Genomic DNA, 25,307 nt, shown 5'->3' with positions numbered 1-25,307 from the left:
ATGCCGATCAACATCACCATGCCGGCCCTGTCGCCCACGATGGAAGAGGGCAATCTTGCCAAGTGGCTGGTCAAGGAGGGCGACAAGGTTTCGCCGGGCGATGTGATCGCCGAGATCGAGACCGACAAGGCGACGATGGAAGTCGAGGCCGTCGATGAGGGCACGGTGGCCAAGCTGGTGGTTCCGGCCGGCACCGAAGGCGTCAAGGTCAATGCGCTGATCGCCGTTCTCGCCGCCGAAGGCGAGGATGCGGCGGCTGCTGCCAAGAGCGGTGACGGCGCTGCCGCGCCGGCAAAAGCCGAGGCAAAGCAGGATAAGGCGCCAATCTCCCCACCCGTGGGGGAGATGTCGACGAAGTCGACAGAGGGGGGCGCTGTCCCGCCAGGCGCAAGGAGCGAGGCGCCCCCCTCTGGCCTACCGGCCATCTCCCCCACAAGGGGGGAGATCAGCCAGTCGGACGGCCGCATCTTCGCCTCGCCGCTTGCCCGTCGCATCGCCCGGGAAGCCGGTGTCGATGTCTCCGCGGTGACCGGCTCCGGCCCGCATGGCCGCGTGGTCAAGGCCGATGTCGATGCAGCGATTTCCGGTGGCGGCGCCAAGGCGGCACCAGCCGCGAAAGCCGCACCTGCCGGCGCTCCGGCTCCGGCTGTCGCGCCAAAGCCAATGTCGGACGACCAGGTGCTAAAACTGTTTGCCGAAGGCTCCTACGAACTTGTCCCGCATGACAACATGCGCAAGACCATTGCGCGCCGGCTGGTCGAGGCCACGACCACCATCCCGCATTTCTACCTGACGCTCGATTGCGAACTCGATGCACTTCTGGCGCTGCGCACGCAGATCAATGCCGCCGCCCCGGTGAAGAAGACCGACAAGGGTGAAACGCCGGCCTACAAGCTGTCGGTCAACGACATGGTGATCAAAGCGATGGCAAAGGCGCTGATGGCGGTGCCGGATGCCAACGCCTCCTGGACCGAGAGCGCGATGGTCAAGCACAGGCATGCCGATGTCGGCGTTGCCGTATCGATCCCCGGCGGCCTGATCACGCCGATCATCCGGCGCGCCGACGAAAAGACGCTGTCGGTCATCTCGAATGAGATGAAGGATCTTGCCAGCCGTGCCCGCAGCCGCAAGCTGAAACCGGAGGAATACCAGGGCGGCACCACGGCGGTTTCCAATCTCGGCATGTTCGGCATCAAGGACTTCGCCGCCGTCATCAACCCGCCGCATGCGACGATCCTGGCGGTCGGCGCCGGCGAGGAGCGTGCGGTGGTCAAGAACGGTGAGATCAAGATCGCGACAATCATGTCGGTGACGCTGTCGACCGATCACCGCGCCGTCGACGGCGCGCTCGGCGCCGAACTGCTCGGCGCCTTCAAGCGCATGATCGAAAATCCGATGGACATGCTGGTCTAGAAAGGAAGAAGGCGGTGCGGAAATTCTTCACCAGCCTTTTTCCCTTCAGCCTTCCAGGCATCGTGACGATCATCGTGCAATGGCTGTTCATGTGTTGGCGGGTGAAGCGCACACAAGCAGGCTTTGGCAGGAGCGGGGCAAGCGCATGAAAACAGTCCTTTGCTACGGCGATTCGCTGACCTGGGGCTATGATGCGGCAAGTCTGGATCGCCACCCGCTCAAGGACCGCTGGCCGAGTGTGCTGCAGGCGACGTTGGGAGGCGGTATCGAGGTCATCGCCGAAGGCTTGAACGGCCGCACAACAGCTTTCGACGACCATCTGGCCGGCGCCGACCGTAACGGCGCAAGAATCCTGCCGACGATCCTGATGACGCATGCGCCGATCGACCTGATCATCATCATGCTCGGCGCCAACGACATGAAGCCGTGGATCCACGGCAATCCGGTCGCCGCCAAGCAGGGCGTCCAGCGCCTGATCGATATCGTGCGCGGGCACGATTACCCATTCGATTGGCCGGCGCCGCAGATCCTGATCGTCGCGCCGCCCGCGGTCAGCCGCACGGAAAACGCCGAGTTCAAGGAAATGTTCGCCGGCGGCGATGAAGCGTCGAAGCGGCTGGCACCGCAATATTCCGCCCTTGCCGACGAGGCCGGCTGCGGCTTCTTCGATGCGGGCTCGGTGGCCGAGACCACGCCGCTCGACGGTGTCCATCTCGACGCGGAGAACACGCGGAAAATCGGGCAGGCATTGGCGCCAATCGTGCGCGTCATGCTGGAACTCTAGGGAATCAGGGAGAAATCCGTGGCTGAGAACTACGACGTCATCATCATCGGCTCCGGCCCCGGCGGCTACGTCACGGCGGTGCGTTCCGCCCAGCTCGGCTTCAAGACGGCAATCGTCGAGCGCGAGCATCTCGGGGGCATCTGCCTCAACTGGGGCTGCATCCCAACCAAGGCGCTGCTGCGCTCGGCCGAGATTATGCACTATTCCGATCATCTGAAGGACTACGGCTTGAAGATCGACGGTAAGGTCAGCGTCGATACCGCTGCCGTGGTCGACCGCTCGCGAAAGGTCTCGTTGCGGCTGAACGGCGGCGTCGCCTTCCTGATGAAGAAGAACAAGGTCGACGTGATCTGGGGCGAGGCCAAGCTTTCCAAGGCGGCTTCCGGCGATAAGCCGGGCGAGATCGTCGTGTCGAAATCGTCGAAGAAGCCGATGGAGCCGCAGCCGCCGGCGCCCAAGGGCGTCAAGGGTGAGGGCACCTACACCGCCAAGCACATCATCCTGGCGACCGGCGCCAGGCCGCGTGCGCTGCCCGGCATCGAGCCCGACGGCAAGCTGATCTGGACCTATTTTGAAGCGATGGTGCCGAAAGAGATGCCGAAATCGCTGCTGGTGATGGGTTCGGGCGCAATCGGCATCGAATTCGCCTCATTCTACCGCACCATGGGCGCGGAGGTGACGGTGATCGAGCTGTTGCCGGCGGTGATGCCGGTCGAGGACGCAGAGGTCTCGAAATTCGCGCAGAAGCAGTTCGAGAAGCAAGGCATGAAGATCATCCTCGAGGCCAAGGTCACCAAGGTCGAGAATGGTGCGAATTCGGTAACCGCGCATGTCGAGATGAAGGACGGCAAGGTTGAGAAGATCACCGCCGACCGGATGATCTCGGCCGTCGGCGTGCAGGGCAACATCGACAACCTCGGCCTCGAAGCGCTCGGCGTGAAGACCGAGCGCGGCTGCGTCGTCGTCGACGGCTACGGCAACACCAATGTGCCCGGCATCTATGCCATCGGCGATGTCGCCGGCCCGCCCATGCTCGCCCACAAGGCCGAACATGAAGGCGTGGTCTGCGTGGAAAAGATCGCAAATTTCCCCGGCGTGCACGCCACTGACAAGCTGAAGATTCCGGGCTGCACCTATTGCAACCCGCAGGTTGCCTCCGTCGGGTTGACGGAAGCGAAAGCGAAGGCCGAGGGCAAGGACATCCGCGTCGGCCGCTTTCAGTTCGCCGCCAACGGCAAAGCCATCGCGCTCGGTGAAGACCAGGGTTTCGTCAAGACCATCTTCGACAAGAAGACCGGGCAGTTGCTCGGCGCGCATATGGTCGGCGCCGAAGTGACCGAGCTGATCCAGGGCTTTGTCGTGGCGATGAACCTGGAGACCACCGAGGAAGAGCTGATGCATACGATCTTCCCGCATCCGACGCTGTCGGAGATGATGAAGGAAAGCGTCCTCGACGCCTATGGCCGCGCGCTGAACGCGTGATAAATTGACCGCGTGAGACTCGACACGTGAAAGCCAAGGAACTCAACGGCAAGGTAATTCGTTTCCGGATGCATTCATCACACAAGGAGAGGGCATATGGACGTGAATGGCGTGGGCTGGATTACAGCCATCATCATCGGCGGTTTAGCGGGGTGGCTTGCCGAGATGTTCATGAAAAGCAACATGGGCATCCTGATGAACATCGTTCTTGGCATCGTCGGCGCGATCGTGCTGAATGCCATCCTGCAGGCGCTCAACATTGGCGCTTTCGGCGCCGGCTGGATCGCTTACCTAATCACCGGTTTCATTGGCGCCTGCCTGTTGATCTGGGCAGGGCGCATGGTGCGCCGTTAGTTGCTGAACTCTTGCCATGCGAAAACGGCTGTGGCGGCATGCGCCGACGCGGCCTTTTTCTTTGCTGCGAAAAGTCCTAGATGACTTGTGAAAGCGAACGCCGGAAGGCGATCGCGAATGAACTGGATTTCTGATGGTCACCGTCCTCGACACGATCGCCAATGCGCCGCGCCTGCGGCACCCTGAAAAGGCGCACAAGCCTGACCAGGATGTGCTGCGCAAGCCCGACTGGATCCGCGTCAAGGCGCCGATGTCGAAAGGCTATGCCGAGACGCGCGAGATCGTGAAGTCGCACAGACTGGTGACGGTGTGCGAAGAGGCCGGTTGCCCCAATATCGGCGAGTGCTGGGAGAAGAAGCACGCCACCTTCATGATCATGGGTGAGATCTGCACGCGCGCCTGTGCCTTCTGCAACGTTGCCACTGGCATTCCGACCGCGCTTGATCCCGATGAACCGGTGCGCATCGCCCACGCCGTCAAGCAAATGGGTCTGACCCATGTCGTCATCACCTCAGTCGACCGCGACGATCTCGCCGATGGCGGAGCTCAGCACTTTGCCGAGGTCATCCGCGCCATCAGGGCGGCAACGCCTTCGACGACGATCGAAATCCTGACGCCCGACTTCCTGCGCAAGGAAGGAGCGCTGGAGATCGTGGTGGCGGCGAAGCCGGACGTATTCAACCACAATCTGGAGACCGTGCCGTCGAACTATCTGACGGTCCGGCCAGGGGCCCGCTATTTCCATTCGATCAGGCTGCTGCAGCGGGTCAAGGAACTCGATCCGTCGATCTTCACCAAATCCGGCATCATGGTTGGCCTGGGCGAGGAGCGGAACGAGATCCTGCAGTTGATGGACGATCTGCGTTCGGCCAATGTCGACTTCATGACCATCGGCCAGTATCTGCAGCCATCGAAAAAGCACCATCCGGTGATCCGCTTCATCACGCCGGAGGAATTCAAGTCCTTCGAGACAATCGGCAAGACCAAGGGATTCCTGCTGGTGGCGTCAAGCCCGCTGACGCGCTCGTCGCACCATGCCGGCGACGATTTCGCCAGGCTGCGCGCGGCGCGAGAAGCGTTTCTCAGGAAATCCGCCTAACAAACTGGTTTCATGCCACAATTCGAAGCCCATCGCCGCGTCACGCATACGCCTGAACAGATGTTCGCTCTGGTCGCCGATGTCGAATCCTATCCGCAATTCCTGCCGCTTTGCGAGGCACTGACGGTTCGCTCGCGCAAGGAACGCAACGGACGCACCCTGCTCATCGCCGACATGAGCATTGGCTACAAGGCGATCCGCGAGACTTTCACGACGCAGGTGTTTTTGAAGCCTGACGAGAACGCCATCGACGTCAAATACATCGACGGCCCGTTCAAATATCTGAGCAATGTCTGGCGCTTCGAGCCGGCCGATGGCGGCTGCAATGTCCGCTTCTTCATCGACTACGAGTTCAAGAGCCGTATTCTGGGCGCGGTGATGGGAACGATGTTCGATCGCGCCTTCCGCATGTTCTCTGAGGCGTTCGAGAAGCGCGCCGACGTCATCTATGGGCCAGCGCCGGCAGCCTGATCCGCAGCGAGTGCGCGCAAGCCCAGTTCAAGCGCATGCCTGACCGTCTCCCGGCGGATGAAATTGCGGCCCTTATCGGCGAACAACTGGCATTCGCTGACGACCGGCCGGCCAGTCAAGGCGACACCGAACCAGACCAGGCCGACGGGCTTTTCCGTCGAGCCGCCGCCTGGACCGGCAATGCCGGTGACGGCAAGGGTGAGTCCGGCGCGCGAACGGGTCAGGGCGCCCTGCGCCATCTCCACCGCCGTTTCCCGCGAGACCGCGCCGTGCCCCTCAAGCGTGGCGGCGGAAACACCGAGCATCTCCGTCTTGGCCTCGCTGGAATAGGTGATGAAACCCCGGTCGACCACCGTGGATGAGCCGGCGATGTCGGTCAGGGCGGCGATGATCATGCCGCCGGTGCAGCTCTCGGCCGTCGCCAGCATGATGCCGCGCTGCTGGCAGGCTTGAAGCAGGGCATCTGCGAGGTCGCTGTTGCTCATTCGGGGACGTCCCCTGGAAACACGACACTGGCGGTCGCGATGGCGGCTATGCCTTCCTCGCGGCCGATAAAGCCGAGCTTTTCGTTGGTTGTCGCCTTGATCGAGATACGGTCCCGGGAAATTGCCAGCATTGCCGAAAGGGCTTCGGTCATTGCTTCGCGATGCGGGCCGACCCGTGGCGCCTCGCAGATCAGCGTGACGTCGGCATTCGCGATGCGCCCGCCGCGCGCGCGCACCAGTCTTGCCGCATGTTCGACGAAGATCCGCGAGGCCACGCCTTTCCACTGCGGATCCGACGGTGGGAAATGCGTGCCGATGTCGCCGGCGCCGCAGGTGGCGAGCAGCGCGTCGGTCAAGGCGTGCAGGCCGACATCGGCGTCCGAATGGCCGGATAGTTTCTTGTCGTGCGGGATGGAGACGCCGCACAGGATGACATGGTCACCGGGCTCGAAGGCGTGGACGTCGTAGCCATTGCCGGTGCGGATGTCCGGAAAACGCGGCCGCTCGCCGGAAAGCCGCTGATCCGCCATCGAAATATCCCTTGCCCAGGTCAGCTTGACATTGTCCGGCGAACCCTGAACTATTTTCACCGGAATATGCGCCCATTCGGCAATCGCGGCATCGTCGGTGAAGTCCGTCTTGCCCAGATGATGGGCCTTTTCATGGGCGGCCAGGATCGGCCAGAACGGAAAGCCTTGCGGCGTCTGGGCGGCATGAAGCCCGTTCCTGGAAACCGTCTCGCCGATCATGCCGGCCGCCGACTCACGTTTCAGCGTGTCGGCGACGGGTAGGGCAGGCAGCGCTCCCTGGCGCTCGCCGATGCCGGCGATCGTACGGTTTATCAATTCCGCGTCGACGAACGGGCGAACGGCATCATGGACCAGAACCTGGCTCGGTGCATAGCCTCTCAGCGCAAGCAGCCCGAGCCGGACGGAGTCCTGCCTGGACGCGCCACCGGTTACCGTGATGACCCGATCGACGTTGGCTCCGGCGGCGCTGCGAAAAAGCGCGCTGTCGTCAGCGTGGATGGCGACGACGACAGGACCGATTTTCGGATGCGCCAAAAACATATCCAATGTGCGCGCGATGACGGCACGGCCACCGATCCTTTGGTATTGCTTCGGTCCGTCGGCCTGACCGGCGCGCGCGCCGCGGCCGGCGGCGACGATAACAACGGCAACCTTGTCGTCCGCAGCCAAAGCTCGCATTTCGCTTGCATCTGTCATGCCGAGACGCTTAGCGCATGATCCTGAAAAGTGGAATCGCTTTTCGGAAGAGATCATGCGCAGATGCAAAGTGCCAAAGCGTCATTTCCCAAGGACGCACGCCGCTTAGGGCGCGGGTGTGGGCCGAAGGCCAGCATTTTTCCCAAATGCGCCTTAATGTGACGTCATTGCGCGTTGCACATCGCTGTCATTCTGGCTAGAGAATGTGCAGCAATAAAAAATGCTTGGTTTTTGTGCATGCTTGACCTGACCAAATTGGCTTCGCCGCTGGACGTGGGTAGCGTGAGAATCCGCAATCGCGCCTTTCTCGCGCCCATGTCGGGCATAACAGATGAGCCGTTCCGGCAGCGTGCACATGCGCATGGCGCCGGATTGGTCGTGTCGGAGATGGTGGCGAGCGGCGAGCTTGCCAGGGGCAGAGCCGGTTGCGGCCTTCGCATCCGCCGTTCCGGGCTGCCTGTGCATATGGTCCAGCTTGCCGGCCGTGAGGCGGCGCATATGGCAGAGGGCGCCCGAATCGCCGCGGGCGAGGGCGCCGACATCATCGACATCAACATGGGCTGCCCGGCCAAGAAGGTGACGGGCGGCTATGCCGGTTCGGCGCTGATGCGCGATCTCGATCACGCTTTGTCGCTGATCGAGGCGGTGGTCGGCACCGTCGAGGTGCCAGTCACGGTTAAGATGCGGCTCGGCTGGGACGAAAGCGCGCTCAACGCGCCGCTGCTGGCGCGCCGCGCCGAGCAGGCGGGCGTCAAGATGGTGACGGTGCATGGCCGCACCCGTTGCCAGTTCTACCAGGGCAAGGCGGACTGGCGCGCCATCGCGCGCATAAAGCAGGCTGTGTCGATCCCGGTCGTCGCCAATGGCGATGTCGGCTCGCTGCAGGAGGCAGCAATGATCCTCGACCAGTCGGGCGCCGACGCGGTGATGATCGGCCGCGCGCATTATGGCGCGCCCTGGACGGCAGGCAGCATCGCGGCAGCCGCGGCAAAAGAGACAACGCCTGGTGTGCCCGAAAGTCCGCAAGCGCTGGCCGACTACATCGTTGCCCACTACGAGGACATGCTAACGCTCTACGGCATCGAAAGCGGCGTGCGCCAGGCGCGCAAGCATCTTGGCTGGTATCTCGACCGCCACGCCGCTGGCGTCGTTGATGAGCGGCGAAAGGCCATCCTCACCTCCTTCGAGCCCGTCCGCGTCGTTGCCGCGTTGCGCGAGGTGTTTTCACGCGCTGCCGAGGCGATGAACCTGCGGAGCGCAGCATGAATGCCACCGTTGCACAGAGCATGGGTATGGCGGACGCCGCCCACATCGTACTCAACACCATCCGCCGCCCGGTGATCATGGTCGATGCTGAAGGGGTCATCACCTTCGCCAATGCCGATGCCGAAGATTTCTTCCGCTCGAGCGCGACCATGCTCGCCCGCAACACATTGCCCAAGCTCATTCCCTTCGGCAGCCCACTGCTGACGCTCGTCGACCAGGTGCGCGAGCGCCGGGCACCCGTCAACGAATACCGGGTCGACGTATCGTCGCCGCGCCTCGGCATCGAGAAGGTCGTCGACCTCTATGTCGCGCCGGTGTCGGAATTCCCGGGCTCCGTCGTGGTGATGTTCCAGGAACGATCGATGGCCGACAAGATCGATCGTCAGATGACGCACCGCGGTGCGGCACGCTCGGTGACCGGCCTTGCTGCGATGCTCGCCCACGAGATCAAGAACCCGCTATCCGGCATTCGGGGTGCTGCCCAGCTGCTCGAACTATCCGCTTCCGACGAAGATCGCGCGCTGACCCGGCTGATCACCGACGAGACCGACCGCATCGTCTCGCTGGTCGATCGCATGGAGGTGTTTTCCGACGAGCGGCCCATCGACCGCTATCCGGTCAACATCCATGTCGTGCTCGACCATGTGAAGGCGATTGCCAAGAACGGTTTTGCCAAGCGGATCAAGATATTGGAGGATTATGATCCATCGTTGCCTCCAGTTTTCGCCAACCGCGACCAGCTCATCCAGGTGTTCCTCAACCTGGTCAAGAATGCGGCCGAGGCCATTGGCGGCGATCCGCAAGGCGAGATCACTCTGTCGACCGCGTTCCGGCCGGGCATCCGTGTTTCCGTTCCGGGAACGCAGGGCCGCGTGTCGCTGCCGCTGGAATTTTGCGTGCGCGACAACGGTTCTGGCGTCTCCGAAGATATCCTGCCGATCCTGTTTGATCCCTTCATCACCACCAAGCCTAACGGGTCGGGGCTTGGTCTGGCGCTGGTCGCGAAAATCGTCGGCGAGCATGGCGGCATCATCGAATGCGATTCAACGCCCCGCGCAACCACCTTCCGCATCCTGATGCCAGCCTGGAAAGAAACGCCGTTCGGCACAGACGACGATGGTGAAGGAGACCGCAAATGACAGTTCGCGGCAATATTCTCGTCGCCGACGACGATGCGGCCATCCGCACCGTCCTCAATCAGGCGCTTTCGCGCGTCGGCCATGAGGTGCGCGTGACGTCCAACGCCTCGACGCTGTGGCGCTGGGTGGCGGCGGGCGAGGGCGATCTCGTCATCACCGACGTGGTCATGCCGGACGAAAACGCTTTCGACATGCTGCCGCGCATCAAGAAGGCACGGCCGGAACTGCCCGTCATCGTCATGAGCGCCCAGAACACGTTCATGACCGCGATTCGCGCCTCCGAGACCGGCGCCTACGAATATCTGCCGAAACCGTTCGATCTGACCGAGCTTCTCAACATCGTCAACCGGGCGCTTTCCGAGCCCCGACGGCCGAAGATCGATGCGCGGGCCGACGAGCCGCCGGAAACGATGCCGCTGGTCGGCCGGTCAGCCGCCATGCAGGATATCTACCGGATGCTGGCGCGCATGATGCAGACCGACCTGACGGTGATGATTTCAGGCGAATCGGGCACCGGCAAGGAACTGGTGGCGCGCGCGCTGCACGAATACGGCCGCCGCCGCGGCGGCCCGTTCGTCGCGATCAACATGGCGGCGATCCCACGCGACCTGATCGAATCGGAACTGTTCGGGCACGAGAAGGGCGCCTTCACCGGTGCGCAAAACCGCTCCACCGGCCGTTTCGAGCAGGCCGAAGGCGGGACGCTCTTCCTCGACGAGATCGGCGACATGCCGATGGAAGCGCAAACGCGCCTACTGCGTGTCCTGCAGCAAGGCGAATATACCACCGTCGGCGGCCGTACGCCGATCAAGACCGACGTGCGCATCGTCGCCGCCACCAACAAGGATCTGCGCACGCTGATCAATCAAGGGCTTTTCCGCGAGGATCTGTTCTATCGCCTGAATGTCGTGCCGCTAAGGCTGCCGGCGCTGCGCGAGCGGTCCGAGGACGTTCCGGATCTCGTCCGGCACTTCTTCAAGCTCGGCGCCAGCGAAGGCCTGCAGACCAAGCGCATTTCCACAGGCGGCATCGAGCTGATGAAGCGCTATCCGTGGCCAGGCAACGTGCGCGAGCTCGAAAATCTTGTCCGCAGGCTGGCCGCGCTCTATTCGCAGGATGAGATTTCCGCCGAAGTCATCGAGGCGGAACTGAAGACCGGCGAGAGGCCGGTCGTTCCCGGTGGCGGCAACCTCATACCCGACGATCTGTCCATCGGCCAGGCGGTGGAACATTTCCTGCAGCGCTATTTTGCTTCGTTCGCCGGCGATTTGCCGCCCGCCGGCCTCTATCAGCGTATTCTCTCCGAGGTCGAATATCCGCTGGTCCTGGCCTCGATGACGGCAACCCGCGGCAACCAGATCAAGGCTGCGGAACTCCTCGGGCTAAACCGCAACACGCTGCGCAAGAAAATTCGCGAACTCGGCGTCAACGTCTATAAATCGACCAGGCAGGCTTAGAGCGACGTCCGTCCGTTCCGACGTACAAAGTTCGCTCTAGCACTTTGAGTAGTCGCATCGTGCTTTCCGAAAAATCGATTCCGATTTTTCGGGCTGGTGCGACAGAGCGAAGCCTTTTCGGGGGATCGATCGCCGAAACATTTCCGTACAGGCCACACTTGTTGCATAATCGCCACAATGCGTTGCATACATCCGACGCAATCACTGGCTCTAGACGGCGACATGGCTTCACAGGCACCGACACCGAGCGAAACGCTTTTCAGCGAACCTGGCACACGGGACGGGCGCCGGCTGCTCGCGCTGCCGGGCGTGGTGGCAATTGCCGGTGCGCTGGTTACGGCAGCGATCTCCTTCGCCATTCTCGTCGGCGCCACGCCGATCACGCCGGACGAGGGGACGACGCTGGCGCTTATCGCCCTCAATGCGGCGTTCATCCTGTTCCTGATCGCGCTGGTCGGCCGCGAAGTGCATCGCATTTTGATGGCGCGCCGGCGCGGCAAGGCGGCGTCGCGGCTGCATGTGCGGATCGTCGCCATGTTCGCGCTGGTCGCCGCGATTCCCGCCATCATGGTGGCGATCATCGCCTCGATCACACTCGATATCGGCCTCGATCGCTGGTTCGAGATCCGCACCAAGACGATCGTCAATTCGTCGCTTTCGATCGCCGACGCCTATGTGCAGGAGAACGCGCGCAATCTCCAGGGGACGACCCTGTCGATGGCTTACGATCTCGACGCCTCCCGCACGCTCTACGGCCTCGATCGAACCGGCTTCCTCGATCTCATGAACAAGGAAGCCGTCGGACGCTCCTTGGCCCATGCCGCACTGGTCAGGCCCGACGGTTCATTCGTCATGAGCGCCAAGACCGACGCCGATTTTGCCATGCCGGAGCCGCCGGAAGGCGCCATGAGCAGTGCCGCCGACGGCAGGCCGGTGCTGATCGAGCCGAAGACGCGCAACATCATGGGCGCCATTGTCAAGCTGCGCGAGATCGAAGGGCTCTATCTCTACACCATCCGGCTCGTCGATCCCGAGGTGATCAAGGCGCGGCAGATTGTCAGATCCAACACCGACGAATATCGCGGTCTGGAAGACAATCGCCGCACCTCGCAGGTCGCCTTCGCACTTCCCTACCTGTCGCTGACGCTGATCATCATTCTGTCCGCCATCTGGACCGGCATCGCCGTGGCAGACCGCCTGGTGCGGCCGATCCGCCAGCTCATCGGCGCGGCCGACGAGGTCGCGACCGGCAATCTTGACGTTGCCGTGCCGGTTCGGCCCTCCGACGGCGACGTCGCCTCGCTCGGCGACACCTTCAACAAGATGCTGCTGGAACTGAAATCGCAGCGCAACGAGATTCTGTCCGCCAAAGATTTGATCGACGAGCGGCGGCGCTTTTCGGAGGCCGTGCTTGCCGGTGTCACCGCCGGCGTCATCGGGGTCGATCCATATGGTATCGTCACCATCGTCAACCGGTCGGCCGAAACGATGCTGGCCATATCCGCCACCGCCGCACTCGGGCAAAACCTCTCCGCGGTGCTGCCGCATGTCGGCCGCGTCTTCGAGATCGGCCGCAAGTCGGGCAAGCCTGTCCACCGCGAGCAGGTGACCTTCTATCGCGCCGGTACGGAGCGCACCTTCAACGTGCAGATCACGGTCGAGGCCGGCGACGACGGTGCGGAGGAGAAATCCTATGTCGTGACGGTCGATGACATCACCGATCTGGTCCAGGCGCAGCGTTCTTCGGCCTGGGCGGATGTGGCGCGGCGCATCGCCCACGAGATCAAGAACCCGCTGACACCGATTCAGCTTTCCGCCGAGCGCATCAAGCGCCGCTACGGCAAGGTCATCACCGAAGACCGCGAGGTTTTCGATCAGTGCACCGATACGATCATCAGGCAAGTGGAGGACATCGGCCGCATGGTCGACGAGTTCTCCGCTTTCGCACGCATGCCCAAGCCCGAAATGAAGGCCCTCGATTTGCGCGAATCGTTGCGCGAAGCCTCGTTCCTCGTCGAAGTGAGCCGCTCCGATATTACCTTCGAGCGCGTGTTCGGCAACGAACCGCTCAAAGGCACTTTCGACAGCCGCCTGATGGCGCAGGCTTTTGGCAATGTCATCAAGAACGCGGCCGAGGCGATTGACGGACTTGATCAGAAGGACCGCTCGCACGGCATAATCCGGATTCAAGCCGGGCGCCAGAGTGGTGCGATTCGCATCGATGTCATCGACAACGGCAAGGGCTTGCCGCGCGAGAATCGCCAGCGATTGCTCGAGCCTTACATGACGACACGCGAGAAGGGCACGGGGCTCGGCCTCGCTATCGTCAAGAAGATAGTGGAGGACCATGGCGGCCGGCTCGAATTGCATGACGCGCCGGCGGATTTCCACGACGGGCGAGGCGCGATGATCAGCATCATTCTGCCGCTCGCCGCCACCGTGCCGTCGCGCGGCGAAGGCAGGACGGAACACGAAAGACAAACTGAAAAGGTCGGTAATGGCGTCTGACATTCTCATCATCGATGACGAGGAAGACATCCGCGAACTTGTCGCCGGTATCCTGAGCGACGAAGGTCACGAAACCCGCACGGCATTCGATGCCGACAGCGCCCTGGCGGCGATCGCCGACCGGGCGCCTAGGCTGATTTTCCTAGACATCTGGCTGCAAGGCTCACGTCTGGACGGACTGGCGCTTCTGGACGAGATCAAGACGATGCACCCGAGCTTGCCCGTGGTGATGATCTCGGGCCACGGCAACATCGAGACGGCGGTCTCGGCCATCCGCCGCGGCGCCTATGACTTCATCGAGAAACCGTTCAAGGCCGACAGGCTGATCCTCATCGCCGAACGTGCAATTGAAACCTCGAAACTGAGACGCGAGGTTTCTGATCTCAAGCTGCGCAGCGGCGAAACCTTCGACCTGATCGGCATGTCGTCGGCGATGAGCCAGTTGCGCCAGACCATCGAGCGCGTCGCGCCGACCAACAGCCGCGTCATGATCATCGGCCCGTCCGGGTCGGGCAAGGAACTCGCGGCACGCGCCATCCACACGCTGTCGGCGCGCAAGAGCGCCCCATTTGTCACGCTGAGCGCTGCCAACATCACGCCAGAACGCATGGAGGTCGAGCTGTTCGGCACCGAATCCAACGGTGTCGAACGCAAGGTCGGCGCGCTTGAGGAAGCCCATCGCGGCATTCTCTACATCGATGAAGTGGCCGACATGCCGCGCGAAACGCAAAACAAGATCCTGCGCGTGCTGGTCGAGCAGCAGTTCGAGCGGGTAGGGGGCACCAAACGGGTCAAGGTCGATGTCCGTATCATCTCGTCGACCTCGCAGAACCTGGAGGCGATGATCGCCGACGGTCGTTTCCGGGAGGATCTCTATCATCGTCTGGCGGTGGTTCCGGTCATGGTGCCGGGGTTGGCCGAGCGGCGGGAGGACATCCCCTACCTTGTCGACAATTTCATGAAACAGATCGCCCGCCAGGCCGGCATCCGGCCGCGGCGCATCGGCGACGACGCGCTGGCGGTGCTGCAGGCACACAACTGGCCAGGCAACGTCCGCCAGTTGCGCAACAACGTCGAGCGGCTGATGATCCTGGCGCGCGGCGACGATATCGAGGCACCGATCACCGCCGATCTGTTGCCTGCCGAGATCGGCGATGTCATGCCGCGCACGCCCAACCAATCCGATCAGCACATCATGGCGCTGCCGTTGCGTGAAGCGCGCGAACAGTTCGAGAAGGACTATCTCATCGCCCAGATCAACCGTTTTGGCGGCAACATCTCGAAGACGGCCGAGTTCATCGGCATGGAGCGCTCGGCGCTTCACCGCAAGCTGAAGTCGCTGGGCGTCTGATAGCCAATCCAATCGTGGCTTACGCAATTATCGGTTACGGCGGCGGCGGAATCGCCTAAGAAAGCGCTACAGCGCCGCGCGTCTTTTGGGACGCGCAAAGGACGCTGTAGTATTTTGATTTTTGCGCATGGCCCCGAAAATCGATTCCGATTTTCGGGGTCATGCGCTGACTTTCTCCAGGGGTGACCCATGCCGCGCATTGCCTATGTGAACGGGCGCTATGTCGCTCACGCCGACGCTTTCGTACATATCGAGGACCGCGGCTATCAGTTCGCCGATGGCGTATACGAGGTTTGCGAGGTGGCGCGCGGCTTCATCGTCGATATGCCACGCCATCTCGGACGGCTGAATCGCTCGCTGACCGAATTGTCGATCGACTGGCCGGTCACGCGGGGCGTGTTGCCGATCATCATGCGCGAGGTGGTCCGCCGCAACCATGTCACCGATGGCCTGGTTTATCTTCAGGTGACGCGTGGCGTCGCCAGCCGTGACTTTGTTTTTCCGGCGGGCACGAAGCCGTCGCTGGTGGTGACCGCCAGGAAAGCCGACCCCGCTGCTGCCGAGAAGAGGGCCGAAAGCGGAATCAAGGTCATCACCGTGCTGGAGAATCGTTGGGACCGGGTCGATATCAAGTCGGTCGGCCTGTTGCCAAATGTGCTCGCCAAGCAGAAGGCCAAGGAAGCCGGCGCCCAGGAAGCCTGGTTCGTCGATGCTGACGGCATCGTCAAGGAAGGTGGATCGTCGAACGCCTGGATCATCACCAGGGATGGCGTGCTGGTCACGCGTCCGGCCGAGCACGGCATCCTGCGCGGCATCACCCGCACCACGCTGTTCGAAGTGGCCGCCAAGCTCGGCCTGAAGATCGAGGAACGGGGCTTTTCGGTCGCTGAAGCCAAGGCCGCGCGCGAGGTTTTCATCAGCTCCGCGACCACAATCGCCACGCCGATCGTGGCGATCGACGGTGCTCCCGTCGCCAACGGCCATCCGGGCTCCATAACACTTTCCTTGCGGCACGCCTTTTTTGACGTTGCGGAAAAAAGTCCAGCCTGATAACCGCACAGGTGGAATGAACATCAATATATCTCGTTCTGCTTGTCGTTATTGACGGCAAGACGGTGTTTGCGCGCTTGACATGTGCCAGGTAATTTGGCGCATTGGCCTGCAAACCGAAGGGGATCGGCGAAAGACAAGAACAATGGCGGAACGATCGCAAAATCTTCAGGACCTGTTCCTGAATTCAGTTCGCAAAAGCAAAAACCCACTCACCATCTTTCTCATCAACGGTGTGAAGCTGACCGGTGTGGTCACTTCGTTCGACAATTTCTGCGTTCTGCTGCGTCGAGACGGCCATTCCCAGCTCGTCTACAAGCACGCCATTTCCACGATCATGCCGAGCCAGCCGGTTCAGATGTTCGATGGTGAGGAAAGCCAGGGCGCCTGATTGGCACGTAAGAAAGACGCGGACCGCAGCGTTCGCGAAAAACCAGCATATCAGCCGGGGCCGGAAGCCGAAGGCCCGACCCGGGCCGTGGTCATCGTGCCCGTGCTTACCCGCCAGCAGCGTGGCGACGACGACACGAATCGTCCGCGCCTGACGCGCTCCGCCGAGGCCCGCCACGACGAAGCGGTTGGCCTTGCCCAAGCCATTGATCTCGACCCGATCCATACGGCGGTGGTGACCGTCAACGATCCGCGGCCCGCAACCCTGCTCGGCAGCGGCAAGGTTGCGGAGTTCGCCGAGATCGTCAAAGAGGGCCATGCCGAACTGGTCATTGTCGACCATCCGCTGACGCCGGTGCAGCAGCGCAATCTGGAAAAGGAGTTGAACGCCAAGGTGCTGGATCGCACCGGGTTGATCCTGGAGATTTTCGGCGAGCGCGCGCGGACCAAGGAAGGCACGCTGCAGGTCGATCTTGCGCACCTCAACTATCAGAAGGGCCGGCTCGTGCGAAGCTGGACCCACCTCGAGCGCCAGCGCGGCGGCGCCGGTTTCCTCGGCGGCCCTGGCGAAACGCAGATCGAGTCGGACCGCCGTGTCCTGCAGGACAAGATCAACAAGCTGAAGCACGAGCTGGAAACCGTGCGGCGCACCCGTGACCTGCACCGCGCCAAGCGCAGGAAGGTGCCGTTCCCGGTGGTGGCGATCGTCGGCTATACCAACGCCGGCAAGTCGACGCTGTTCAACAGGCTGACCGGAGCAGGGGTGCTGGCCGAGGACATGCTGTTTGCCACGCTCGACCCGACACTGCGTCGGGTGCGACTGCCGCACGGCACGCCGGTCATCCTTTCGGACACGGTCGGTTTCATTTCGGATCTGCCGACGCATCTGATTGCAGCCTTCCGGGCAACGCTGGAAGAGGTGGTCGAGGCCGATCTCGTCATCCACCTGCGCGATATTTCGGACCCCGACACGGCCGCCCAGGCCGAGGATGTCGAGCGCATCCTCGCCGATCTCGGCGTCGATGCCGGCGACACCAAGCGTGTCATCGAAGTGTGGAACAAGATCGACCGGCTCGATGAAGGCAACCGGGCGCGATTGCTCGCCGACGGCATCGACGGCAACAAGGCGCCGCCGATTGCCATATCGGCCGCCACCGGCGAGGGCATCGATGTGCTGAAGGCGATCATCGAGACAAGAGTGTCTGGCGAACTGGAAACGCTGACCGTCACGCTCAAGCCTGAGCAGCTCGGGCTCGTCAATTGGCTCTACCGCAATGGCGACGTCGTCTCGCGCACCGACAATGAAGACGGCGGCGTGACCGTCGCGCTCAAGGCGACGCAAAGCGCGCATGAAGAGATAGAAAGCAGATTGCGCCGTAAAAACAATGGGTAATCGCTGTTACTTCGCGCTCTTGGCTTGCTGCCAAAGCGCCTCCATCTCGTCAAGCGTCGCCTTTTCCAGGGTGTTTCCGGACGCTTCCAGCGCGTGCTCGACATAGTGGAACCGCGACCGGAATTTCTCGTTGGTGCCGCTGAGCGCCGCTTCGGAATCGACCTTGAGATGACGCCCGAGATTGACGACGGCAAACAGCATGTCGCCGAACTCGTCCTTGATCGAAGCCGTATCGCCCTTGGCAAGGGCTTGGCGCAACTCGCCGATCTCTTCCTCGATCTTGTCGAGGATCGGCGTGGCCTCGCTCCAGTCGAAGCCGACGCGGGCCGCTTTTTCCTGTAGCTTGAGCGCTCGGGTCAAAGCGGGCAGGGCGACCGGTACGCTGTCCAGAAAACCCTTGCCATGATCCTCAGGATCGTGCCCGCGGGCGAGGCGGGCGTTTCGCTTTTCCGCCTTTTCCTCGGCCTTGATCTTCTCCCACATGCCCTTGGCCATGCCGGCGCTGCGCGCCTTGTCGTCGCCGAAGACATGCGGATGGCGGCGGATCATTTTTGTGGTGATGGCCTGGACCACGTCGCCAAAGGCGAATTCACCGGCCTCCTCGGCCATCTGCGCATGGTAGACGACCTGCAGCAGCAGGTCGCCGAGCTCGTCGCGTAGATCGCCCAGGTCGCCGCGCGCGATCGCATCCGCCACCTCGTAGGCTTCTTCGATCGTGTAGGGCGCGATGGTCGAGAAATCCTGCTCGATATCCCACGGGCAGCCGGTTTCCGGCGCCCGCAGCGCCGCCATGATTTCGATCAGCCGGGAAATGTCTTTCGAGGGTTTCATCTGTCGAATGCTATCGTGCACCGATCACTCGGCAAATGCTGTCAGCCGGCAAGGGCGCATTGTCCACAGTTGCGGGCCATGATCCGAAAAGTGGAAGCCGGTTTTCGGAAAAGATCATAGTCAAGCAAAGTGCTCAGTCGAGCACGGAGACGATCGCCTTGGCGAGCGCGTCCATCCCGTCCTCCGGCAGGCCAGCGACGTTGATGCGGCTGTCGCCGACCATATAGACGCCGTGCTCGGCGCGCAGCCGCTCGACCTGCGCTTCGGACAGGCCAAGCCGGGAAAACATGCCGCGATGGCTGGCGACGAAATCGAAGCGATCGGAATTGGACTGCCGCCGCAGCGCTTCGGCGAACTGGACACGAAGCCGCAGCATACGCAGGCGCATCTCCTCGAGCTCAGCTTCCCAGTCGGCGCGCAGCGTGGCGTCTTCAAGCACGATGCGCACCGCGGCCGCGCCGTGGTCAGGCGGCATCGAGTACATGGCGCGGGCGGCCGACAGCATCTGGCTCATTGCCACATCCGCCTGCGTGCTGTCTTTGGCCAGGATCATCGCCGCGCCGACACGGTCACGATACACGGCAAAGTTCTTCGAGCAGCTCGAGGCAACGACCATTTCCGGGACTTTCGCCGCCAGCAGGCGCAAGCCAACGGCGTCAGCGTCGAGGCCTTCGCCAAAGCCCTGATAGGCAATGTCGACAAAAGGCAGCAGGCCGCGCTCGACGACGAGGTCGGCTATTTCAGCCCACTGCGCGGTGTCCAGATTGGCGCCTGTCGGATTGTGGCAGCAACCATGCAGCAGCACCACGTCGCCGCTCCTTGGGGTCGCCAGTGCGCTCATCATGTCCGCGAAGCGAACAGCACCTGAGGCGGCGTCGAAATAGGGATATTCGCGTATCTGCAGGCCAGCGGCGCGCATCACCGGCATGTGGTTCGGCCAAGTCGGATCCGACAGCCAGATCGTCGCGTCCGATCGCGTCCTCTTGAGCAGCTCAGCCACCAGTCGCAGCGCGCCCGAGCCGCCGGGCGCCTGCGCCGCACGGATGCGCGTCAGCTCGGCCGCAGGGCCAAAGACCAGCTTCGCCATCGCCGTGTTGAAGCCGGTATCTCCGGCAAGGCCGAGATAGGTCTTGGTATCCTGGCCCTGCAGCAGTCGCTTTTCAGCTTCGCGCACGGCGCGCATCACCGGCGTCTTGCCATCGCGATCCTTGTAGACGCCAACGCCGAGGTCGACCTTGCCGGGGCGGGGATCGGCGCGAAAGAGGCCGATCAAGGCGAGGATCTTGTCGGCTGGGGCAGGCTGGAGGTCTTCAAACATCGGCGCGGTTCCGTTGGCGGCGGAGTGATACGCAAATCGGCCGTGCTGCGCCAGCGGTTTCATTTGCACCAAGCTGAAAACCGCCAAACCGGGAGACAAGCCTCGATTGGCACGGCTCATCGTACTCGTCATTTCCACGACACGGCGAGGAGGACGCAGCAGGCAAATGTGGCTTTCCGCATGTCAGTTGGTCGACGCCGTTCTATGACGCCAGCTTGAGGGCGGCCGACGGCAAGGCAGCTCCAGATTGCTGTTTCTTGCCGCCCCAACCGATCCGCGGCAACCATTCGAGGTAGTAGGCGAAGCCGAACTGCAGCGCGATGCCTGTCGAGATCAGGATGGCGTCGTAGAGGAGGCCGCCCGGGCTGACGATTTTCATGACCTGCGCGATCATGGCGAGGATCGTTCCGGCGACGAAGACCGGCAGCGAATGCTTGCCGAGAATCGCGAGCGGGTGTCCGGGCCTCGTCCTCGCCAGGTTGGAAAGCGCCGGGATTGCCACGATCAGATAGGCGATCGCCAGAATGTGCATGAGACGCGACAGCGACAGGAATGTCTTGTCGAAGCCGGTCAGCACGGTCGGCAGGCCGGAGGCCGTCTCGATGCCCCACAGCGGCAGCCGCACCCAGATCAGCGCGCCGACCAGATACAGGACGGCCGCGCTCGCCATCATCCAGTTGAAGCGGATTTCGCCGCCGCGCTTGATATGCAGCATGCCGGCGATGCCGATGACGAAAAGAAACTGCCAGGAGAGCGGGTTCAGGAACCAAAAGCCGTCGCCGGGAAAATTCGACGGCGCGATCTGGAAAATTCCGACGATGAGCCAGAGGAGAGCGGACGCAGCAAGCATCAGGCGCAGGCTGAAAGTGCCGATCCACAGGAAAAGCGGCATCATCAGAAGTACGACGGCGTACATGGAAAGAATGTTGTTATAGCCGATCTGATGCCCGAGCGCCGCGATGCCGAGCAGCGCTTCCGGCGTGTCCTCGATGATCATCTGGATGTTGATCAGCTTCAAAAGGTCGGGCCGCGAGAAATGCAATGTAGCCGCCGAGAAGATCGCCAGCGTCGCGACAGTGGTCATGACGTGGGTGACATAGAGGACACCGGCACGCCGCCAGGCCTTCAGGGTGATGAGCAGCCGATTCCCCTGCTGGAACTTCCGTCCGTAGGCGAGCCCGACGGCAATCCCCGAAATCAGCACGAAGGCTTCGGCCGAATCGGAAAAGCCGAAATTCTTGTGCGTGACATACTCGAAGATCGTCCCCGGCACGTGGTTGACGAAGATCGTCAGCAGCGCTAGCGCGCGGAAGACATCGATGCGGGTATCCCGCTGGGCTGGCACATTGCCTGTCATGTCGGGGCTTGTCATGTCGGGTCGATAATTCGTTGCACAAAAGCGGGCCAAAGGGCCGTCGGCGAAGGGAAGATTCGGCGGTGAATGTTTCCTGCCTATAACTCGCAAGTGCCCCGAAAATGATGACAGCTTGGCGATTTTTCGCGTCACAAATTAATTCAGGTGTAAACATCGAAATCGCCGTGGCGCTACAACCGCGGGGCGAATTGTGTCGGGTGAGGGATCGTTCGCGGACAAGAAAGCCGTACGCGCGCTGGTTGCATCGTACCCGTGATGCCCGACATCCTGGGTCGCAGAAAAAATTTAAGAGCGGGATTAAAAACCTGCCATGCTCCGTAAACAGGACGTGAGAGGGTCGATGCCACGCTTCGATATCATAGGACAGCTTGGTTCTCTGCGCCGCTACGCGCGTTCGCTGACGCGCGACAGCGCAGAAGCAGAGGATCTGGTGCATGACGCGCTGGTGCGTGCCTATGAGCGGCGCGGGACCTTTCGATCCGGCGGAAACCTGCGCGCCTGGCTGCTGTCGATCGTCCACAACGCTTTCATCGACGGCTTGCGGTCCCGCAAATCCGAAGCGGCGCGGGTCGAGCAGGCCGGATATCTTGCCGACGCCAGCATGCAGGCACCCCAGGAGCATTCCGTCCGCCTGGCACAGGTGCGCGAAGCTTTTTTCAAATTGCCGGATGAGCAGCGTTCGGCGCTGCATCTCGTCGCCATCGAGGGACTTACCTACAGCCAGGCGGCCGAGGCCAGCGGCGTGCCGCTGGGAACGCTGATGTCGCGCATCGGCAGGGCGCGGGCAACGCTCCGCGAGATGGAGGACAAATTGCCGGCGCATGCGAAAAGCCAGCTCAGGATCGTGGGAGGCCCGTGATGTCCATGATGAGCGAACTGCGCGACCCGGTGACAGATGCCGACCTCGACGCCTATGTCGACGACCAGCTGGACGTTGCCCGCCGCATTGAGGTCGAGGCGTTTCTTTCCGCCCGTCCCGAGGCTGCCGCCCGCGTGATGTCCGACCTCAGGACGCGCGACGAACTGCGCGTGGCGCTTGCCGGATGCAAGGGCATGGCGCGGCCGGCAACGGCTGATGCGGCACGGCGGCTGGAACGGGGACTGGCTCGAGGGCGCGCCTTGCGCACGTTGCAGCGGGGTGCGGCGGTCGCAGTCCTGGTGGCTGCGGGCTGGTTTGCCAACGGGATCGTCGGGCCGATATCGGTGACGAAAGTCGTCGCCTCGACCCAGCCGCCCGTCTATCTGGAGGAGGCGATCCGGGCACACAGGACGACGATCCTACGCGAGGCCATGTCATCCCAGCCCGAAGCGCCGGATTACGATGCGAACGAAATCCGCGCCGCCACGGCGATCGTCATGCCGTCGCTGCCGAAGGACTGGAAGGTCCGTGACGTCCAGATCTATCCATCGCAGTTCGGCCCGAGCGTCGAGATGGCTGTCGAAACAAGGGACCTGGGACTGGTCTCGCTTTTCGCGATCAGGCCCGGAACGTTCGACGTCGTCCAGCCGACCGCCGCCCCGTCGGGCGAAATTTCCTCGGCCTATTTCCAGATCGGCGAAGTTGCTTACGCCGTCGTCGCCCGAAGCGGTGTCCGCGATCTCGATCGCACCGCAGAAACGCTCGCCAACACGCTTTACTGACCATCACAAAGGAGAACCCGCATGAACAATCTAGGATACCGCACCGGCGTCGGAGCCCAGACCGGCGCCCTCTATGACGAAGGCCTGCGCCAGCACATGCTGCGCGTCTACAACTACATGGGCGTTGGCCTCGTCGTTACCGGCGTGATCGCCTTCGTCGTGGCATCGACGCCAGCCCTCTACGTGCCGATCTTTTCCACTCCGTTGAAGTGGGTGGTGATGCTGGCACCGCTCGCCTTCGTGCTGCTGTTCTCGTTCCGGATACAGACGATGTCCGCGGCCGGCGCTCAGGCGATGTTCTGGGCATTCTGTGCGGTCATGGGCCTGTCGCTGGCTTCCGTGTTCCTGGTGTTCACCGGGACCAGCATCGCGCGCACCTTCTTCATCGCCGCCACCATGTTCGGCGCGACCAGCCTTTACGGCTACACGACCAAACGCGACCTGACCCAGTTCTCGTCCTTCCTGATCATGGGTCTGATCGGCGTGGTGATCGCCAGCATCGTCAACATCTTCCTCGGCTCGACTGCGCTCCAGTTCGCCATCTCGGTGATCGGCATCGCCGTGTTCATTGGTCTCACCGCCTGGGATACCCAGACGATCAAGGAGCAGTTTGCGGAAAACTTCGGTGCGGAATCGCAGCAGAAGCTCGCCGTGTTCGGTGCATTCTCGCTCTATCTGAACTTCATCAACATCTTCCAGCTGCTGTTGAACTTCACCGGCGAGCGCGAATAGCCGCGTCAAATCAATGCATGTCGCGGCAGCGTTTTTGGGGCTGCGACATGCATAAACAGAGACTTGAAGCGCGTCGCGAAAATCTCTTGGAACGCGGCGCGCCTGGATGTCGGAGTGCTTCCCATGGACAGGAACGACCAGCAGGCGATCGGCACTCTTTTCGAGAAACTTGCGAATGTCGAGCGGCAGACGCCGCCGCGCGATGCCGAATTGGAACGCTTCATCAACGATCAGATTGCCCGGCAGCCCGGCGCGCCATACGACATGGCGCAAACGATCGTCGTGCAGGAGCAGGCGCTGAACGCGGCACAGTCAGAGAGTTTTTTCGTCGGTTCAAGCTGGATTTCCACCCATCCGGAAGTCGCATAAGATAGATTATGGAACTGAGATGCGGTTTTGATTGCATGCATTCGGCCCAACCGCAGCTCCTTGTTCCTTGGAACTAAGCGGAACTGCGGTTGATAGCGTAGCGTCTCCTGGGACGCACACAGACTCCTACGCCGCTTGCGGCACGCAGGCCTCGCAGATCGCCGCGATGTGCCGGTGGTCAGTGCCGCAGCAGCCGCCCAGGATGCGCATCGTCGGAAACGAGGCTGTCAGCCTGCTGTAGCGCCGCCCGAGATCGTCCGGGTCGCCCGCGTCGAGCGTCTCCGATTCGTCCAGTTCGGCATGGCTTTTGGCCGAAGCGTTCGCCTTCACGCCATAGACGCGATCGAGCCAGCGCTCGCCCTTGTTCAGCGCCTGCATGAAATGCGTTGGATGGGCGCAGTTGATCATATAGTAGGCCGGCGCACCGTCTGTCGCGTCGTCGACCCTGTCGATCGCCTCGCCGAGCGCCATGCCGGTCACCAGCTTGCCGTCCGTTTCCACCGTGAACGAGATCATGCACGGCATGGCATGCGCCTTGGCCGCCCGCGCCACGCCGATTGCCTCGTGGAAATTGGTGAGCGTATAGGCCGCAACCATGTCGGCCTCGGTCCGCGCGAAACTCTCGATCTGCGGCGCGTGATAGGCTTCCGCCTCGTTGGCGTCCATCTTGCCGGCTTTGTAGCCGTCGCCGCGCGGCCCGATCGCGCCGCTAACGACGCACGGCGTTTCGGCGGTCTCGAACTCATTGCGCAGGTCGAGAAGAAGCTCGATCGAGCTCTCGTTGACGGCCCGCAACGCTTCCGGCCCGTAGCCGAGCAAGGTTCCCCAATCGGGGTTGGCTCGCCACGTCGGCGTGTCGAGGATGAAGCCGGTCCCGCTTCTGCGCGCAATGGTCAGATAACGGACGTAATATTCCCTCAGCTTCTGCCGGCCTTCAGGCGTTGCCATCAGCGTGAATGAAGCAAAGTGCGGAAGGTCGAGGCCTTCGTGAAAGATGAAAGTCGTTTCCATGCCGCCATCGCTCAGGAATGTTCTGTTGGCGAGTTGCGGCGGGTTCTGGCGGTACTTGGCCATGTTTGTCTCCAGTGGTAAGATGACATCGTGCTGCCCTGGTGGCGGCCGGTTCGGAATAGCCAAGTTTTAGCAGCGCGTGCCGCCGGTGCGATAGAAGGC

Annotated in this window: 24 protein-coding genes; 18 read left to right on the top strand and 6 right to left on the bottom strand. The window is 62.3% G+C overall.

Going from position 1 to position 25,307, the window contains the following annotated elements; translation table 11 throughout:
• From AC0L3N_RS22985 to AC0L3N_RS22960, 6 genes are all read left to right on the top strand, one after another.
• A complete protein-coding gene (locus AC0L3N_RS22985) occupies positions 1 to 1,413 on the top strand; it encodes a pyruvate dehydrogenase complex dihydrolipoamide acetyltransferase (protein WP_123151471.1) in 1,413 nt (470 codons plus the stop codon).
• Between the two features lie 145 nt (positions 1,414 to 1,558).
• Positions 1,559 to 2,197 (top strand): SGNH/GDSL hydrolase family protein, encoded by a 639-nt coding sequence (locus tag AC0L3N_RS22980; RefSeq protein WP_123151470.1) that lies wholly within the window; start codon positions 1,559 to 1,561, stop codon positions 2,195 to 2,197.
• A gap of 18 nt (positions 2,198 to 2,215) precedes the next feature.
• Positions 2,216 to 3,679: a dihydrolipoyl dehydrogenase gene (lpdA, locus tag AC0L3N_RS22975; RefSeq protein WP_473549655.1), complete on the top strand. Its 1,464-nt coding sequence runs from the start codon at positions 2,216 to 2,218 to the stop codon at positions 3,677 to 3,679.
• A 96-nt stretch (positions 3,680 to 3,775) separates the two neighbouring features.
• On the top strand, positions 3,776 to 4,033 hold the full coding sequence (locus AC0L3N_RS22970) for a GlsB/YeaQ/YmgE family stress response membrane protein (RefSeq protein ID WP_095494866.1): 258 nt from the start codon (positions 3,776 to 3,778) through the stop codon (positions 4,031 to 4,033).
• A 133-nt stretch (positions 4,034 to 4,166) separates the two neighbouring features.
• Entirely contained in the window at positions 4,167 to 5,132 is a 966-nt protein-coding gene (gene lipA / locus AC0L3N_RS22965; protein ID WP_473549654.1) for a lipoyl synthase, read from the top strand.
• A 12-nt stretch (positions 5,133 to 5,144) separates the two neighbouring features.
• Positions 5,145 to 5,603 (top strand): type II toxin-antitoxin system RatA family toxin, encoded by a 459-nt coding sequence (locus AC0L3N_RS22960; RefSeq protein ID WP_473549653.1) that lies wholly within the window; start codon positions 5,145 to 5,147, stop codon positions 5,601 to 5,603.
• Here the strand turns inward: AC0L3N_RS22960 and AC0L3N_RS22955 are convergent.
• Entirely contained in the window at positions 5,579 to 6,088 is a 510-nt protein-coding gene (locus tag AC0L3N_RS22955) for a CinA family protein (protein WP_473549652.1), read from the bottom strand. The two genes, AC0L3N_RS22960 and AC0L3N_RS22955, sit on opposite strands and share 25 nt — an antisense overlap.
• Positions 6,085 to 7,314 (bottom strand): bifunctional 2-C-methyl-D-erythritol 4-phosphate cytidylyltransferase/2-C-methyl-D-erythritol 2,4-cyclodiphosphate synthase, encoded by a 1,230-nt coding sequence (locus tag AC0L3N_RS22950; protein WP_473549651.1) that lies wholly within the window; start codon positions 7,312 to 7,314, stop codon positions 6,085 to 6,087. The genes AC0L3N_RS22955 and AC0L3N_RS22950 overlap by 4 nt, the downstream gene beginning before the upstream one ends.
• 237 nt (positions 7,315 to 7,551) lie before the next feature.
• Between AC0L3N_RS22950 and dusB the strand changes: the two genes are divergently transcribed.
• The 8 genes from dusB to hflX all read left to right on the top strand — a co-directional run bounded on the left by dusB (position 7,552) and on the right by hflX (position 17,868).
• Positions 7,552 to 8,580 (top strand): tRNA dihydrouridine synthase DusB, encoded by a 1,029-nt coding sequence (gene dusB, locus AC0L3N_RS22945; RefSeq protein WP_473549650.1) that lies wholly within the window; start codon positions 7,552 to 7,554, stop codon positions 8,578 to 8,580.
• On the top strand, positions 8,577 to 9,719 hold the full coding sequence (locus AC0L3N_RS22940) for a two-component system sensor histidine kinase NtrB (protein WP_473549649.1): 1,143 nt from the start codon (positions 8,577 to 8,579) through the stop codon (positions 9,717 to 9,719). The genes dusB and AC0L3N_RS22940 overlap by 4 nt, the downstream gene beginning before the upstream one ends.
• Positions 9,716 to 11,176 carry a nitrogen regulation protein NR(I) gene (ntrC, locus tag AC0L3N_RS22935; protein ID WP_023799224.1) on the top strand — a complete coding sequence of 487 codons (1,461 nt, stop codon included), beginning with the start codon at positions 9,716 to 9,718 and terminating at the stop codon, positions 11,174 to 11,176. The genes AC0L3N_RS22940 and ntrC overlap by 4 nt, the downstream gene beginning before the upstream one ends.
• A gap of 222 nt (positions 11,177 to 11,398) precedes the next feature.
• A complete protein-coding gene (locus tag AC0L3N_RS22930) occupies positions 11,399 to 13,684 on the top strand; it encodes a sensor histidine kinase NtrY-like (RefSeq protein WP_473549648.1) in 2,286 nt (761 codons plus the stop codon).
• Complete coding sequence (gene ntrX / locus AC0L3N_RS22925; protein WP_473549647.1) at positions 13,674 to 15,035, top strand: nitrogen assimilation response regulator NtrX; 1,362 nt, start codon at positions 13,674 to 13,676, stop codon at positions 15,033 to 15,035. The genes AC0L3N_RS22930 and ntrX overlap by 11 nt, the downstream gene beginning before the upstream one ends.
• 189 nt (positions 15,036 to 15,224) lie before the next feature.
• The gene (locus tag AC0L3N_RS22920; RefSeq protein WP_473549646.1) at positions 15,225 to 16,085 is read left to right on the top strand and encodes a D-amino-acid transaminase; all 861 of its coding nucleotides are present in this window, start codon (positions 15,225 to 15,227) and stop codon (positions 16,083 to 16,085) included.
• 145 nt (positions 16,086 to 16,230) lie between these two features.
• Entirely contained in the window at positions 16,231 to 16,476 is a 246-nt protein-coding gene (gene hfq, locus AC0L3N_RS22915) for an RNA chaperone Hfq (RefSeq protein ID WP_006202172.1), read from the top strand.
• A complete protein-coding gene (hflX, locus tag AC0L3N_RS22910) occupies positions 16,477 to 17,868 on the top strand; it encodes a GTPase HflX (protein ID WP_473549645.1) in 1,392 nt (463 codons plus the stop codon). It begins immediately after the preceding gene.
• A 6-nt stretch (positions 17,869 to 17,874) separates the two neighbouring features.
• On the opposite strand, the gene mazG is transcribed toward hflX, so the two are convergent.
• The 3 genes from mazG to AC0L3N_RS22895 all read right to left on the bottom strand — a co-directional run bounded on the left by mazG (position 17,875) and on the right by AC0L3N_RS22895 (position 21,374).
• Entirely contained in the window at positions 17,875 to 18,699 is an 825-nt protein-coding gene (gene mazG, locus AC0L3N_RS22905; protein ID WP_123151460.1) for a nucleoside triphosphate pyrophosphohydrolase, read from the bottom strand.
• Positions 18,700 to 18,832: 133 nt separating this feature from the next.
• Positions 18,833 to 20,017 carry an amino acid aminotransferase gene (locus AC0L3N_RS22900; protein ID WP_473549644.1) on the bottom strand — a complete coding sequence of 395 codons (1,185 nt, stop codon included), beginning with the start codon at positions 20,015 to 20,017 and terminating at the stop codon, positions 18,833 to 18,835.
• A 202-nt stretch (positions 20,018 to 20,219) separates the two neighbouring features.
• Entirely contained in the window at positions 20,220 to 21,374 is a 1,155-nt protein-coding gene (locus AC0L3N_RS22895) for an OpgC family protein (protein ID WP_473549643.1), read from the bottom strand.
• Between the two features lie 358 nt (positions 21,375 to 21,732).
• On the opposite strand from AC0L3N_RS22895, the gene AC0L3N_RS22890 reads away from it, so the two are divergent.
• The 4 genes from AC0L3N_RS22890 to AC0L3N_RS22875 all read left to right on the top strand — a co-directional run bounded on the left by AC0L3N_RS22890 (position 21,733) and on the right by AC0L3N_RS22875 (position 24,134).
• Complete coding sequence (locus AC0L3N_RS22890; protein ID WP_473549642.1) at positions 21,733 to 22,251, top strand: sigma-70 family RNA polymerase sigma factor; 519 nt, start codon at positions 21,733 to 21,735, stop codon at positions 22,249 to 22,251.
• Between the two features lie 8 nt (positions 22,252 to 22,259).
• Positions 22,260 to 23,033, top strand: coding sequence for an anti-sigma factor family protein (locus AC0L3N_RS22885; RefSeq protein WP_473549684.1), 774 nt, complete (start codon positions 22,260 to 22,262; stop codon positions 23,031 to 23,033).
• Positions 23,034 to 23,054: 21 nt separating this feature from the next.
• A complete protein-coding gene (locus AC0L3N_RS22880) occupies positions 23,055 to 23,765 on the top strand; it encodes a Bax inhibitor-1/YccA family protein (protein WP_473549641.1) in 711 nt (236 codons plus the stop codon).
• Positions 23,766 to 23,888: 123 nt separating this feature from the next.
• Entirely contained in the window at positions 23,889 to 24,134 is a 246-nt protein-coding gene (locus tag AC0L3N_RS22875; protein ID WP_473549640.1) for a DUF2076 domain-containing protein, read from the top strand.
• Positions 24,135 to 24,260: 126 nt separating this feature from the next.
• Here AC0L3N_RS22875 and AC0L3N_RS22870 read toward each other — a convergent pair whose 3' ends face one another.
• A complete protein-coding gene (locus tag AC0L3N_RS22870) occupies positions 24,261 to 25,208 on the bottom strand; it encodes a homocysteine S-methyltransferase family protein (RefSeq protein ID WP_473549638.1) in 948 nt (315 codons plus the stop codon).
• Between the last annotated feature and the right edge of the window lie 99 nt (positions 25,209 to 25,307).

The sequence above is a fragment of the Mesorhizobium sp. WSM4807 genome (genome assembly GCF_055811615.1).
This window is presented reverse-complemented; position numbering and strand designations above follow the sequence as displayed.